This window comes from Pantoea sp. JZ29 (genome assembly GCF_035190385.1).
Lineage (GTDB): Bacteria > Pseudomonadota > Gammaproteobacteria > Enterobacterales > Enterobacteriaceae > Pantoea > Pantoea stewartii.
In genome coordinates, this window is sequence record NZ_CP045241.1 from 1,780,092 (window position 1) to 1,793,573 (window position 13,482).

Annotated in this window: 16 protein-coding genes; 7 read left to right on the forward strand and 9 right to left on the reverse strand. The window is 51.8% G+C overall.

Features of this window, described 5'->3' with window-relative positions; genetic code table 11:
- Positions 1-42: 42 nt before the first annotated feature.
- Together GC090_RS08290 and dcm are read right to left on the reverse strand one after the other, a co-directional pair.
- Positions 43-1,659 carry a methyl-accepting chemotaxis protein gene (locus GC090_RS08290; protein ID WP_324021553.1) on the reverse strand — a complete coding sequence of 539 codons (1,617 nt, stop codon included), beginning with the start codon at positions 1,657-1,659 and terminating at the stop codon, positions 43-45.
- A gap of 101 nt (positions 1,660-1,760) precedes the next feature.
- Positions 1,761-3,149, reverse strand: coding sequence for a DNA (cytosine-5-)-methyltransferase (gene dcm / locus GC090_RS08295; protein WP_263757882.1), 1,389 nt, complete (start codon positions 3,147-3,149; stop codon positions 1,761-1,763).
- Positions 3,150-3,382: 233 nt separating this feature from the next.
- On the opposite strand from dcm, the gene GC090_RS08300 reads away from it, so the two are divergent.
- The 5 genes from GC090_RS08300 to GC090_RS08320 all read left to right on the forward strand — a co-directional run bounded on the left by GC090_RS08300 (position 3,383) and on the right by GC090_RS08320 (position 5,736).
- Positions 3,383-3,862, forward strand: coding sequence for a very short patch repair endonuclease (locus tag GC090_RS08300; RefSeq protein WP_058701674.1), 480 nt, complete (start codon positions 3,383-3,385; stop codon positions 3,860-3,862).
- A 65-nt stretch (positions 3,863-3,927) separates the two neighbouring features.
- A complete protein-coding gene (locus GC090_RS08305) occupies positions 3,928-4,203 on the forward strand; it encodes a hypothetical protein (protein WP_006119595.1) in 276 nt (91 codons plus the stop codon).
- A gap of 99 nt (positions 4,204-4,302) precedes the next feature.
- Positions 4,303-5,205, forward strand: coding sequence for a DUF808 domain-containing protein (locus GC090_RS08310; protein ID WP_054633597.1), 903 nt, complete (start codon positions 4,303-4,305; stop codon positions 5,203-5,205).
- A gap of 44 nt (positions 5,206-5,249) precedes the next feature.
- Positions 5,250-5,381 carry a hypothetical protein gene (locus GC090_RS08315; RefSeq protein WP_006119592.1) on the forward strand — a complete coding sequence of 44 codons (132 nt, stop codon included), beginning with the start codon at positions 5,250-5,252 and terminating at the stop codon, positions 5,379-5,381.
- Between the two features lie 172 nt (positions 5,382-5,553).
- Positions 5,554-5,736, forward strand: a complete 183-nt coding sequence (locus GC090_RS08320; RefSeq protein WP_033742091.1) for a YodC family protein — start codon at positions 5,554-5,556, stop codon at positions 5,734-5,736.
- 94 nt (positions 5,737-5,830) lie between these two features.
- On the opposite strand, the gene GC090_RS08325 is transcribed toward GC090_RS08320, so the two are convergent.
- The 3 genes from GC090_RS08325 to GC090_RS08335 all read right to left on the reverse strand — a co-directional run bounded on the left by GC090_RS08325 (position 5,831) and on the right by GC090_RS08335 (position 8,473).
- On the reverse strand, positions 5,831-7,051 hold the full coding sequence (locus GC090_RS08325) for a glycosyltransferase family protein (protein WP_033742089.1): 1,221 nt from the start codon (positions 7,049-7,051) through the stop codon (positions 5,831-5,833).
- Between the two features lie 40 nt (positions 7,052-7,091).
- The gene (locus tag GC090_RS08330) at positions 7,092-7,877 is read right to left on the reverse strand and encodes a mannosyl-3-phosphoglycerate phosphatase-related protein (protein WP_289367336.1); all 786 of its coding nucleotides are present in this window, start codon (positions 7,875-7,877) and stop codon (positions 7,092-7,094) included.
- 365 nt (positions 7,878-8,242) lie between these two features.
- Complete coding sequence (locus GC090_RS08335) at positions 8,243-8,473, reverse strand: DUF2525 domain-containing protein (RefSeq protein ID WP_033742085.1); 231 nt, start codon at positions 8,471-8,473, stop codon at positions 8,243-8,245.
- A gap of 306 nt (positions 8,474-8,779) precedes the next feature.
- Between GC090_RS08335 and GC090_RS08340 the strand changes: the two genes are divergently transcribed.
- A complete protein-coding gene (locus GC090_RS08340) occupies positions 8,780-8,938 on the forward strand; it encodes a YqaE/Pmp3 family membrane protein (protein ID WP_006119587.1) in 159 nt (52 codons plus the stop codon).
- 62 nt (positions 8,939-9,000) lie between these two features.
- The gene (dsrB, locus tag GC090_RS08345; protein WP_006119586.1) at positions 9,001-9,195 is read left to right on the forward strand and encodes a protein DsrB; all 195 of its coding nucleotides are present in this window, start codon (positions 9,001-9,003) and stop codon (positions 9,193-9,195) included.
- A gap of 106 nt (positions 9,196-9,301) precedes the next feature.
- On the opposite strand, the gene GC090_RS08350 is transcribed toward dsrB, so the two are convergent.
- The 4 genes from GC090_RS08350 to fliQ all read right to left on the reverse strand — a co-directional run bounded on the left by GC090_RS08350 (position 9,302) and on the right by fliQ (position 13,462).
- A complete protein-coding gene (locus tag GC090_RS08350; protein ID WP_324021357.1) occupies positions 9,302-11,008 on the reverse strand; it encodes a methyl-accepting chemotaxis protein in 1,707 nt (568 codons plus the stop codon).
- Positions 11,009-11,144: 136 nt separating this feature from the next.
- Positions 11,145-11,780: a transcriptional regulator RcsA gene (gene rcsA / locus GC090_RS08355; RefSeq protein ID WP_006119584.1), complete on the reverse strand. Its 636-nt coding sequence runs from the start codon at positions 11,778-11,780 to the stop codon at positions 11,145-11,147.
- A gap of 627 nt (positions 11,781-12,407) precedes the next feature.
- Entirely contained in the window at positions 12,408-13,193 is a 786-nt protein-coding gene (gene fliR, locus GC090_RS08360) for a flagellar biosynthetic protein FliR (protein WP_006119583.1), read from the reverse strand.
- Positions 13,193-13,462: a flagellar biosynthesis protein FliQ gene (gene fliQ, locus GC090_RS08365; RefSeq protein ID WP_033742083.1), complete on the reverse strand. Its 270-nt coding sequence runs from the start codon at positions 13,460-13,462 to the stop codon at positions 13,193-13,195. The genes fliR and fliQ overlap by 1 nt, the downstream gene beginning before the upstream one ends.
- Positions 13,463-13,482: the final 20 nt, after the last annotated feature.

Here is a 13,482-nt window from a genome sequence, read left to right on the forward strand (position 1 = left end):
GCCGCCTTTGATAAAGGCGGCTTTTTTATTCAGAGCGCGTATTCAGACGGCAATGCGAAATTGTTGCACGCTTTCGGCCAGGCGTGAGGCCTGATGTTGTAAGGTATCGGCGGTACGCACCTGCCGCGCCGTAAGCCCCTCGTTAGTATGCAGTTCCTTGTCCAGCGCCACCACTTCGGCGGCAATGCCAGACACGCGGCGACTTTGTGCTGTGGCGTTTTCCTCCAGTTCTTTTAACTGGGTGACCACGGCGCTGACCGACTGGCTGATTTGGTAAAACAAGGCTTCCAGTGACTTCACCTTGTTGAATCCCTCAGAAATATGCAGCTGTGTATTGTTCACCAGCCCGTTAATCTGCTGTGCTGACTCGCCGCTTTTATTCGACAGGGTACCCATCTCTTTTGCCACGACGCTAAAGCTGCGTCCATAAATCCCTGCATGCGCTGATTCAATCGCCGCATTCAACGCCAGCAGACGCGTTTGCAGTGAAAGACCGTCCAGCAGCTCGACAATACCGGCGATTTCCCCTGAGGAATCGACGATGTGGCGCATCTGCACCTCCATTTCATCGACCTGACTGGCGCACTGCTGCATCAGTTCATCCGCGACATGTGCCTGCTGTGCGGCCTGTTGCGAAAACAGCGTACTGTTTTCAACCTCTTCCGAGACACGATGCAGGCGCTGTGAAATATGACTAAAGCTGCTGTTTTGCACCTTATAGTGCTCGCTTACCTGGTCATTGGTATGCTGCATTTCCCGCGCACCCTCCGCCACGCTGGCGGCTATGGTATTAATTTCTGCCACAATGGTGCGCAGCCCTTGCCGCATATCCGCCACCGCGTTAAACAATCCGGCGGTTTCTAACGATTGCAGACGAGGCGGTTGCGGGCAACTGACTAAGTCGCCAGTGGCAATAGCCTGCAGCTGGCGGCTGGCCAGTCTTAAAGGAATAATCACGCCGCGCAGCAGCAAAACCCCACCCGTCAGCAACAGCGTAAACAGCAGCCCTGTGACCAGCAGCGACAGGTTACGGCTGGTGGTCAGCGTCTCCAGTGTCAGGTTGTTGACGGCAGAAAGCTGTTTGTTGGCCTGGGTGATTTCGTTAAACCAGGCGCTGTTAAACTGCTGTTGATAAGCCTGCATCGGCACCATAAAGAACGCATCGATATTATTGGCTTCCAGGCCTTTAAGCTGCTCTTCAAGGCCCTGGGTTAACATCATGAAACCCTGCTCAAGCTCCCCCTTGGGAACGGCATGGTACTGAGCAAACAGCTGTTCTGCATGCACGAGTGAGGATTTTGCGGTTTCCGCCAGGCTCTTCCAACTGTCCACCGATCCACTTTTCTGATCTTCCATCAGATAAATGCCTGCCCGGTGGCTGTTATCGCTGGCCGTCAGCAGCTCTATGCGAGCGTGATCGAGCAGCGCCAGCCGGTCGCGCATGGCACTCGCCTGCGTCAGGTTCACTTTGGTATGGCTGACCTGCGCGGTCAGCAGAACAATCCCGATGGATTGCAGCAAACAAAACAGCACAACGAACAGCATAAAATTGCCGCGCAGGCTGGTAAGCCAGGTGGGCACCGGGGGCAGTTTGACGCGATAGCGACGCTTCAGACTGCGCAGGGATAACAACGTGAGAGGTGACATCATTCTACCCATCAAGTGAAAAAGCAGCAGTATTCTGGGCTTGTATGACGAGGTTGTGACAATATCGCCTGGCAGCGGGAAAAGAGGAGAAAGGTTGCGCCTAAGCGCAACTTTTAGCGTGTTTTATGCTGTAAATCGCGGATGTAGGGCAGGAGAAGCTGCGCCACGGCGGCAAAAACGGGGACGACAACGGAATTACCAAACTGTTTATACGCTTGCGTGTCGGAGACCGGAATGCGAAAAGGCTCACTGCCGGCATCATCGAAGCCCATGATGCGTGCGCATTCACGGGGCGTAAGACGACGGGGACGATGCGCCATATTGGTGGCATCAAGGAAATCACGCTCGCCTTTATCCGCGTCCCAGCCGCGATCGATCAAAATCTCAGAGCCATCTTTATAGTAGCGGGCAGACAGGGTGCGCACGCAGCACTGCAGATTGCGCGGATCGTTCAGACCAAAGCCAAAGCCATTTCCCAGCGCTTTATGCTTTTTGGCATACTGATACAGATAACGCCACAGCACCGGCGACAGGATGTACTTATCATCAGGTGCGGCTTCCAGCAAACTTTGCAGGCTGGGCACCTGGGCAGGGAAAAAGCGTTTGATGTCGCGCAGGGTAAAATTCTCGCAGCCGGCAATGTCCCGTCGAATGCCCACCAGCACAATACGCTCGCGGTGTTGAGGCAAGAAATGGCGGGCATCAATCACTTTCGGATCCGGTGCACTGGCATCGGCATCCGCGACGGCATAGCCCAGCTCATCCAGCGTGTCCATGATGATGGCAAAGGTCCGGCCTTTGTCATGGCTTTTAAGGTTCTTCACGTTCTCCAGCACGAAGAAGGGCGGTTTTTTGGCGGCAAGAATGCGTGCTACATCAAAAAACAGCGTACCCTGCGCCTGGCATTCGAACCCATGCGCCCGACCCAATGCATTCTTCTTACTGACGCCAGCCAGCGAAAAGGGCTGACAAGGAAAGCCTGCCAGCAGCACCTGATGATCGGGGATGGCTGCATCAATGGAGGAGTAGATCGCTGCTTCATCGTATAGCCCGGCAGGCTGCGTGACCTGGCGGATATCGGTATTGAAGTGGTGCTCAAGCGGATCGCTGTAATGGTTGGCCCGGTACGTGCGAATCGCCTCTTTATTCCACTCACTGGTAAAGACACATTTTCCACCAATGCGCTCAAATCCGCGACGAATCCCCCCGATGCCGGCAAACAGATCAACAAAACGAAACGCAGGTGCATCATAATGCGCAGGACGAGACGGCAATAAGCGTTCGAACAGATCCCGCTCCGCAGTGCTCAGCACGGGCAGCGTGCTTTTACCCTGACGAATACGGTTGATGAGCGTCGGTGACCAGTGCGCAAAGCCGGCCTGATGCAGTCGGGCAACGATATCCCTGACGGAATAGATCGACAGGACCTGGTGTAACAGATTCAGTTCATCGGAATGCAGAGCTGCAGAAAGAAGAGGTTCAGCGGTTGCGACGGCGTGCATGCAAATATCCTTAACAGTGAAGCGCCTATGCTATCACTCCTTGCCCGATGAGGAAATCCGCCTGACGCGGCGGCGGTATGCTGCAAAACACGCGAGTGGGAAAGTCAGGACAGGTAGCACCGGACGTCTGATTACCGTCCGGAAGCGGCAAAAAAATGGCCGCTTTTGTCCAGGTGGCTTTCGCTTTTCAGGACGGCGACTAAAGTTGAATGAGTAGCCTTTAAGGAGATGCTATGGCCGACGTTCACTCCAGCGAAACGCGCAGCAAAAACATGCGCGCCATTCGCCAGCAGGACACTGCGATTGAGCAACGCATCGCACTGTTGCTTAAAGATCGCGGATTCACTTACCGGGTTCAGGACAAAAACCTGCCAGGGCGGCCTGATTTTGTCCTGACCGCTCATCAGGCCATTATCTTTGTGCACGGCTGCTTCTGGCATCGTCATCACTGCTATTTGTTTAAGATACCCGCCACGCGCACCGAGTTCTGGACAGGCAAGATTAACAGCAACGTTGAACGAGACCATCGCTATGTCCGGCAGTTACGTGAGAGCGGCTGGAAGGTTCTCATCATCTGGGAATGTGCACTGCGTGGCAAACTCCGTCTCGACGACGACGCGTTGCTTGAACGACTGGAAGAGTGGTTACTGGCGATGAATGACAGTGCTGAAATCGATCATCAGGGCATTCATCATTATCGTGAGCAGGAATGATCGGGCCTTGCTCATCAGTAACATAACATGTTAGATAGACGCTTTTCCGTGACCGGGAGACCGAGATGAGCAGCATAAAACTGACGGTTAAACGTCTCTACCAGATTCGTGATGAGCGCATGGTGAATACCAAAGCCACCGCCAGAATTTATGTGGGCGAAACGCTGGTGGCCACGGAAGAAATTACCGGCATGACGGAAAGCCCGGTCAGTAAATACCTGCATAGCGAAGGACTGGCTGGGCAAGCGGTGCGCGTCGAATGGGATTGTGAGGGCATCGCAGAGATGACGGTAACGGAAATCGAACGATGCCCATGTTGTCAACATAACGAACCGGAATAGTCACAACGCACGCGTCGTATGCCGTTGGGCTTCGTCGAGGATGAGGCCTTCACTGTTTGCGATGTAAGTCGTTGTCGATGACCGAATAAGGGACATATTTTGGCAGGAACCAGTTTATTAACGTTGCTGGATGATATCGCCACGCTGCTGGATGATATCTCTGTAATGGGCAAAGTCGCAGCAAAGAAGACGGCGGGCGTTCTGGGTGACGATCTGTCACTGAATGCGCAACAGGTCAGTGGCGTAAAAGCCAATCGCGAACTGCCGGTCGTGTGGGGCGTGGCCAAAGGCTCGTTTCTGAACAAGCTGATTTTGGTGCCGCTGGCGCTGATTATCTCGGCATTTGCGCCGTGGTTAATCACGCCGCTGTTGATGATTGGCGGCGCTTACCTTTGTTATGAAGGTGTCGAGAAAGTGCTGCACAGCCTGCAACACGACAAGCAGCAAAATTCACCGGAGGCCCGTCAGCAGCGTCTGGATAATCTGGCAAAGCAGGACCCGCGTGAATTTGAAAAGAAAAAGGTTAAAGGGGCTGTGCGCACCGATTTCATTTTGTCCGCCGAAATCGTCGCGATTACGCTGGGCATCGTTTCGGAAGCACCGCTGCTGAATCAGGTTCTGATCCTGGCGGGCATTGCCATTCTGGTCACGATTGGCGTTTACGGTATTGTGGCGGGCATCGTGAAAATCGATGATCTGGGATTCTGGTTAAAGCAAAAATCGTCACGGGTGGCCCAGTCAGTTGGTGCCGTGCTGCTGGCTGCGGCACCCTGGCTGATGAAAATATTAACCGTGGTGGGTACGCTGGCCATGTTCCTGGTGGGAGGGGGCATCATTGTTCACGGGATAACGCCTTTGCACCACTTTATTGAAAATGCTATCGCTCCGTTTAGCGGTCTGGTGTCAGGGCTGCTGAGTAACGGCGCTAACCTGGTGATTGGTTTTATCATTGGGTCGATCGTGCTTTTAGTGGTTAACCTTATTGCCAAACTGCGTGGGTAATCGGTATAACAGCGCCTTCTTTTACGCGTTCTGGGGAGAAAACAATGAGCGACGATATGTTTGAATTCGATATAGATGCTCAGTTAGAGCAGGCCGAAGCCAAGGCAGAAAAAAAGGCGGCCGAAGTGCCTGACGACCTGAGTGACGAAGCGGATTGCGAAGGCTGCAAAATCTGATTCATCCTCCCTCTGAAGCGGATAGCCTCTTATCCGCTTTATTCCTTTCCAGGATAACCTTCTACTTTATTCTGAATTTGCCCTTTTTCTGCGCGCCTTAACAGCAGCAACTTTTTTACCATGCTATAAATAAATATTAAGAATTAATGTCAATGGATAAAGAGGGCGCAACATGGTTTTTGCAATCAGTGATGAAGTGCAGCATAAGGACGGCGGGCAAACGATGGTGGTGACCGGTCATGCCAGTGGCATGGTAGAGTGCCGCTGGTATGATGGTTATGCGGTCAGAAGCGAGGCGTTTCGGACAGACGAGCTCAGCCACACTCGTGAGTCACAACCGCAGTTAACGTCCTGATTGCAGATGACCGGGCCGGTGTTGTACACCTGGCCCATCTGTCTTCCTTCCAGGCATCACGTCACGTGATAGCCTGTCTTCCACCTATGGCATGCTAGACGTTACCGTCATTATCCTCTTCCACCGCCTTGTAAATTCGTTGCAGAATATCCGGGAAGGCAGACTGAACCCGACTCCAGCTTGGGATAAACGGCTTGTCATTTGGGCGTTCTATAAAGGACTGACCCGCATCCAGGATAGCCTGGGTAAACATCTCGACCGCAGCCTCTTCCACGTGCTGATCGAATTTCAGTCCGTTCATGGCGGCCTCATGATTGTAGATTTCCATCATATCTAACGCATTGCGATAGTAGGTGGCTTTCAGCACGCGGAAGGAGTCACTGGTGAGCGGCACGCCCATGGTGGCAAGTTTACGTAAAAGCGACTGAACAATATCGTTGCTCATGCGCTTCAGGCCGCCTGTTCCGTCATCCTCTGCCAGCGGTTGATGCTTGTGGTCATAATTATCCGCAATCTCAACCTGGCACGACTGGCGTGTGGTGTAATTGCGATAGATCTCGGAGAGCACGCCAATCTCCAGGCCCCAGTCACCCGGAATTTTAATCCCGTTAAGGACATGAGTACGCATGGCGAACTCGCCGGAGAGCGGGTAACGGAAACTGGAGAGGTAATCAAGGTATTCCGAGTGACCATACACTTTTTGCAGGGAACGCAGCAGCGGCCCGACTAATAAACGGCCCACGCGACCATTGAGTTTGCCGTCGGCGACGCGCGCATAAAACCCTTTACAAAACTCATACTGAAATGCGGGATTCGCCAGCGGATAAAGCAGACGTGCCAGCATACCGCGCTCATAGGTAACAATATCGCAATCGTGTAGTGCGACACAGCTGGTGCGGTCGGAGGCCAGCGTATAGCCGGTGCAGAACCAGACGTTACGCCCTTTGCCCGGATTCGTCGGCGACAAACCTTCTTTGTCCAGTTCCGCGTCGATCGCCTTCAGGCGGGGACCATCATTCCATAAGATCCGATGGCGCTGCGGCAGGCGAGAAAAGAACTCGCGGGCATGGAGGAACTGATCGCGATCGGCCCGGTCAAGGCCGATGACAATTTCATTCAGATACGGCACTTTTGCCAGTTCATCGACGATTTTGCTCAGTGCCGGTCCTTCCAGCTCAGAAAACAGGGAGGGCAGAATTAACCCCATTTTGCGTTTACGCGCAAAACGCACCATCTCTTTTTCCAGCGATTCGACGCTGCGGTGCGTGAGATTATGAAAGTTAGTAATTACGCCATTCTGAAAGAAATCACTCATTGCATCATCCTTATGGGGTTGCCCGAGGAACCACAGCCGTTCATGGCTGCGTTAAAAAATGGTCCAGACCTTCGCGCCAGCCTTCAGGGCCGTGATGCGTTGTATGATAAACCTGCCCATCATTACGCGTTAACGTGACAGGGTTTTTGCTGAAGCCTTTAATCACGATGGCATAATCGACCGCATCGAGCATAGGTGCATCGTTAGGGCCATCACCCAGTCCAATCGTGATCAAATCCTGATGGCTGTAATGCGACAGTAATTTATGCAGGGCATGGCCTTTTCCGCTTCGGGCCGGCATCACGTGCCAGAAGCGGCCGCCCTGGGTAAGCGTCAAATGGTAGTCAGCCAGCGCATGGCGAAAACGGTCTAACGCCTCGTCGGTATCGCGCCAGACGATAACTTCGGAAGCATCGCGCTGGCGGGCGAGCGCGGCCTCGGCTTCCGGTAAACCTGTCATTGCCGACACGTCACTGTCGCTAAAATCCTGAAAGCCGCTAAAGCGGAACTGCTGTTTCATCGCGCTAAGAATCCGACAGATGGCGACGTAGTTCAGCTTATCGTCAGGGATACGAACGGGTTTGTCCTCGTGGAAGTAGAGAACCGCGCCGTTTTCGGCGATAAACGGCGTACCGCTAATCCCGATTTTTCGTTGCAGCGGCAGAATTTCCGCCGCCGTCTTGCTGGAGCAAATCACAACAGGAACCTGATGCTGGCTGAAGGTCTCCAGCCATGCTGTGGCGGCATCCCAGTTGTAGTCGTGGTGGTCAAGCAGCGATCCATCGAGGTCGGTCACGATCATCAGCGATTCATTCAGGTTGGGCATCCAGGTCTCCTCCACACGGCTCACGTTAGCCACGGCATCTGTTTAGTGTAGTTGAGTCCTGAAAAGGCCCGAGGTTCCGTACTCATGCAGACAGAACCAGGAGGATTCTTAAAACCCGATAGGACAAAAAGCGGGAGCGGTCAGAATGTGCACGACGCATGGCGCGCACGCTGCGGCTTGCGTAGGCAGGAGGAGAGCAGGAGTAGAATAAGATGAGCGAAACGTGCATCGCAGAAGCTTGTTTTCATTACCGGAACAGCTACTCTGAGAAAGCAGTATGTCTTTCCTGGTGTAACGATTTGAATACTTGCCTGGCCTGTGCCGGGTATTTTTTTGCCTGCTATTCCGCCCGGCGAGCGATCCCGCTAGCGATTGATCTCACTGTAGCGGCAATCGTGAATGTCCATCTCACACTGCTCCGCAGGTTCACGGCACGGGGCTGTCGGCCCGCCAGCATTTTTTTCAGCCTGCGCAACCTGAGGCGAAAAATAGTCCTGTACCTGTCCTGCCGTGTCACGCTGGATGGCATGAAGAAGCGCATCCATTTCACTGTCCCGATCACTTTGGTTTTCATCTGAAGCGAGGAAATGCGTCATAGAGTCTGCCTCCAAAGAGCAACGTGAATACTGAGTATAGAACGGCGGGCTGACAGCAGGGAAGGGTAAAAAAAAGCCCGCGCTGCGCGGGCAAAATAATCCTTGTTACTTTGGGTGTGTTGTTTTCCTGGGGTAGGAAAGCAACGCAATGAAGTGTAACGATTCTCGTGTTAAACGTCCGGCTGTGAAGTGTCAGGAAAACGAAAAAAACCCTGACTCAGATTTACCTGACTTTTCCTGTAACCCTTCAGAAAACGGCTATATTGGTAAGCAAAACGGTTTTTCTCAGTACCTAAAGGAATGGTTATGGACTTACTTCGAATTCTTATCGCTATTTTACTTCCACCACTGGGCGTTTTCCTGCAGGTCGGTTTTGGCGGCGCGTTCTGGCTGAACATTTTACTGACTTTGTGCGGCTACATTCCCGGCATCGTCCATGCCGTGTGGGTGATTGCCCGTCGTTAATGCCTGCATTCGTCCTACGCTTCCATTACACTGCTATCAGGAACGTTTCTGGAGAGTAACAGATGAAGGTAGACGATCGCGTAAGCGTTAAAACCGACGGTGGACCCCGGCGAATCGGTACGATCCTGGCGGTAGAACCTTTTAACGAAGGGACGATGTTTTTGGTGGCGCTGGACGATTACCCGCAGGGGATCTGGTTTTTTAACGAGAATAATCACCGGGACGGCGTTTTTGTCGAGCCCTGGGTTCCCGCCTGATTATCGGTCAGTCTGATGAAAACGCCCGCGATGTCTGAGGATGTCGCGGGCGTTTACTTTTATCTGTCCTGTCACGCATGTCACAGGACAGGGGCGTCCGCTTGGGTCAGAACGTTTCCCAGTTTTCATGACCAGAGGTAGTGGCTACCGGACGTAGCACGGGTGAGCTCGCTTTCGGTGCCACGTCTTTAACATCGGGAGTTTTCGCGACCGGTGTGTCGACTAAGCGAAATGCGGAAACCGCTTTCGTCAGTTTACCCGCCTGATCTTCCAGTGATGCCGCCGCCGCTGAGGCTTCTTCAACCAGCGAGGCGTTCTGCTGGGTCACGTTATCCATTTCCGTTACCGCCTGGCTCACCTGCTGAATACCGCGGCTTTGTTCATCCGAGGCGGCAGCAATCTCAGACATGATATCGGTCACGCGACGCACCGCTTCGACAATTTCACCCATCGTACTGCCGGCCTCGCCAACCTGATGCGAGCCACTGCTGACTAACTTCACAGACTCGGCAATCAGGGATTCAATTTCCTTCGCGGCCTGGGCGCTGCGTTGTGCCAGACTACGGACTTCACTCGCAACAACCGCAAAGCCACGCCCTTGCTCTCCTGCGCGCGCGGCTTCGACGGCGGCGTTCAGCGCCAGAATATTGGTCTGGAAAGCGATGCTGTTAATCACATTGGTGATCTCAGCAATTTTCTTCGAGCTGCCAGAAATATCGTTCATGGTTTTCACTACACCACTGACCATGTCGCCACCGTTGCGTGCTTTATCTGATGCATCGGCTGCCAGTTGGCTGGCATGGTGCGCGTTATCGGCGTTCTGTTTCACCGTCGCCGTTAACTGCTCCATGCTGGCTGCGGTCTGCTCAAGGGCGGCGGCTTGCTGCTCCGTCCGCGAGGAAAGGTCGGTGTTACCGGCTGAAATTTCACTGGAGCCTTGATAAATGGCGATAGCGCCTTCACGCACCGTACCGACCGTTCTGACTAACGATTCCTGCATGCGCTGCAGATTATCCAGCAGTAAGCCGATTTCGTTACGACCGTGCGGTACTGAAGGGGCGGTTAAGTCACCCTGAGCGATACGCTCAATATGGGCAACCGATTTGCGTAAAGGCGTGATCACGACCCGACGGAGAAAAACAAAGGTCAGCAGCACCAGCACCAGCGCAGCCACAAACGCACCACCCATGGAAATAAAACCAATACGTGACTGTTCGGCAGCCTTGGCGTTAATGAAATCAGAACGGATATCCCGAAGTTTGATCGCCTTGACCAGCACAGCGTTATAAGCGTTATCCAGTTTACGCGTGGTGTCGGTTTCCTGGGCAATGATGCTTTCGAAACTGCCCTGTTTACCGGCATCAATCATCGGCTTCAGGCCTTTTTGAACATACTCTTTGAAGCGAGTAGTGAGCTCTTCGTCCAGCCTGACGTCTTCGGGGGTTTTATTCTTGCGGTTCAGGTAGACGTTGAGGCCATTTTCAGCCTGCTTAATACGCTCATCCGTTGCGGCAAGGTTGGCATTGAAATCATCCATCTCACCAATACGCGCGGCCGCACCGGCCTGGATGATATTCAGTCGGGCTGAGCGGAGGTTTGAGGAGCTGTCGATCAGACCGTTGCGGACCTGAATTTCCTCAGTCGCATCTTTCAACGACTGATTACTCAGGATGAGGAAGTAGCTGGAAATGCCTATACAGAGTGCGAACAAAAATAATATCCCGCCGAAAATCAAACTAAACAGCGGGACCAGTCTGAGATTTTGCCAAAAACTGACGTTGTGATGTCCTTCATTAATCAGCGTTGTGTTCATTTCCTTGCTCTCTTAAGGGGGCCTGATGAAAAAAACATCGGCAGGAGCAGGAAAAGGTTTATGCTGAAAATTGAGATCTTGATCGCTAATCACTAAAAAAAACCGGCCTTTTGGGCCAGTTCTGTTAGGCGGCAAACTATCTTACGTTGACGTAAATACCAGAGGTCACGTTATCGGTTAAGCGCACGACATGGTAAATAACCTGCTTGTTGTGCGTTTTAATTTTCCGCTTAATGTTTCCTTTATGGGAAGAGACCGTCTTCGCTTTAATTTGCATTTTGTCGGATATCTGGATGGTATCATGACCCGACATCCACATTTTCAGCATATTTGACTCAGTCTGGCTCAACGTCAGAGGGTGAACGTCCAGCCCTGAGGAAATACGCGGAGACATGTTAAGTTTCTTTTGCAAATACGTGCTAAGGAGAGAATCCAGCGTTGAAGGTTTAATGGCTTTCGACGTAATAATTAAATTTTTTCGGACATACAGATATTCTTCAAAATGAATATTACTGATGGCCATAAAAATAAAAAACAGTGTTTCGGGATGCTGATTAATAATGCTGCGAATGCGCTCGCTTGAGTCGGTTTCGTGAATGAAACAGTCTTCATTAATAAACACAACACCTGGTTTCAACTGCTCACATCTTTGCTGTAATTGCTCAATATCGGAGACAGAAGTAATATTTTTCTTCTTCACTCCTTTAGAAGACATATAGTCCGATAATCCCAGGCGTGTGTAGTTGCAGGAATCCATAATAATCGTTGGCATGTTAGCGACCCTCACCAATTTGTTATCCGTTTAAATCAACGATGAATTACGCGTTGCGGTACGAGAAGATTTCCAAAGCGCTTTTTTTTATTCTGCTGATGCAGCGTGGCAACGGGCAAACGCCCGTAAAAGTCTTCTTCCTTGACCCGTTCTGCAAAATTTTTTCTTACTCTGGCCCCACACCTGGCGTCGAATCCACATCGGGTATTGATGTAAAGTCGTACCGGCGCGAAACACCGTTTTTGGGAGCAATGTCACTATCGCTGAAAACCCAGAGTTTTCTGATAGGACAAGTCTTAAAAACATTTGTTTCACGAAAGTGTAAGGCTGAAGAGTGAGTTGACAATGCCGGAAAAAACATTTTCTGACAAGAAAAATCACACAATATTTTTTCTTGTTTAATTTCAATGCATTGCCGATTTTATCACCAAAACAACCCTGTCGATGACTCTGTGTACCGCCCGACTAAAATACGCGATGCGCGGTTTAATAAGAATTATTTTAAGACTTATCGCACATTTATCAGAATATCCTTAGTTGATTTCTGGAAAATATGGTTTGAAAAATGCCCGGATAGTTGTGAATTTCTTAAGTATGGAAAAGAAAAAATAGTTAGATACTTAATGTTCAGGAGGGGGACAGTTCGGTGAGGAACTGGGCCAGAAGATCAAATATTTCGCCGAACAGGTGCTCACAGAACGGGGCGAGAAGGGGCATCAGCAGGCTAATCGTCAAAATGCCGACTGATAAGGTAATCGGGAAGCCGATCGCGAAGATTGATAACTGTGGTGAAAGACGGTTTAACAAACCCAGGACCATGTTTAGCGTGAGTAGCAGAACGATCAAGGGTAACGCTAACATCATGCCATTAAGGAAAATCATGCCGCCTGATTTTGCCAGCGCCATAAAAGCATTAGCTTCAAGTGGTGTTCCACCTACAGGAAGTGTATGAAAACTGTCCGCCAACAGTGAGATAAGCCACAAATGACCGTTGAAGGATAAAAACAGTAACATGGCCAGCATGTCGAGAAAACGCGCAAGGACCGGCATATTAAGCCGACTGGCGGGATCAAAAAACGTCGCAAATGACAGACCCATCTGCAAACCAATCAGTTCACCGGCCGCCCGGACAGCTGCAAAGGCAAACTGCATCGTAAAACCAATGGCGATACCAATCAGCATTTGCTGAATCAGCAGCATGAAACCGGCCGGCGAAAACAGGGTGACGTTCACCGGCGGTAACAGCGGGACCAGCAACCAGGTGATCATGGCCGCCAGGCCGATTTTCACCCGTTTGCTGATGGCGCGCTCACTCAATACCGGCGCTGTCGCAATCAGCGCCAGAATGCGCACCATCGGCCAGAAAAACTGGCTTATCCAGTGAACAAGCTGGCTGCTGTCGAGCGTAATCATCAGCCGATGATATAGGGCAGGTTAGAAAAAACGGTGCGGATATAATCCAGCAAGACGTTTAACATCCAGGGACCGGCAACGACGCCCGTGGCCGCCACCGCAATAATCTTAGGAATGAAAGACAGCGTTTGTTCATTAATCTGGGTCGCTGCCTGTAGCAAGCTCACCAGTAAACCGCTGACCAGGGCGGCCAGCAGCATCGGAGCGGCCAGCAGCAACGCGACGCGCATCGCCTCCTGGCCCATTACCATTACCGATTCAGGTGTCATGAATATCTCCTGTGCCACTC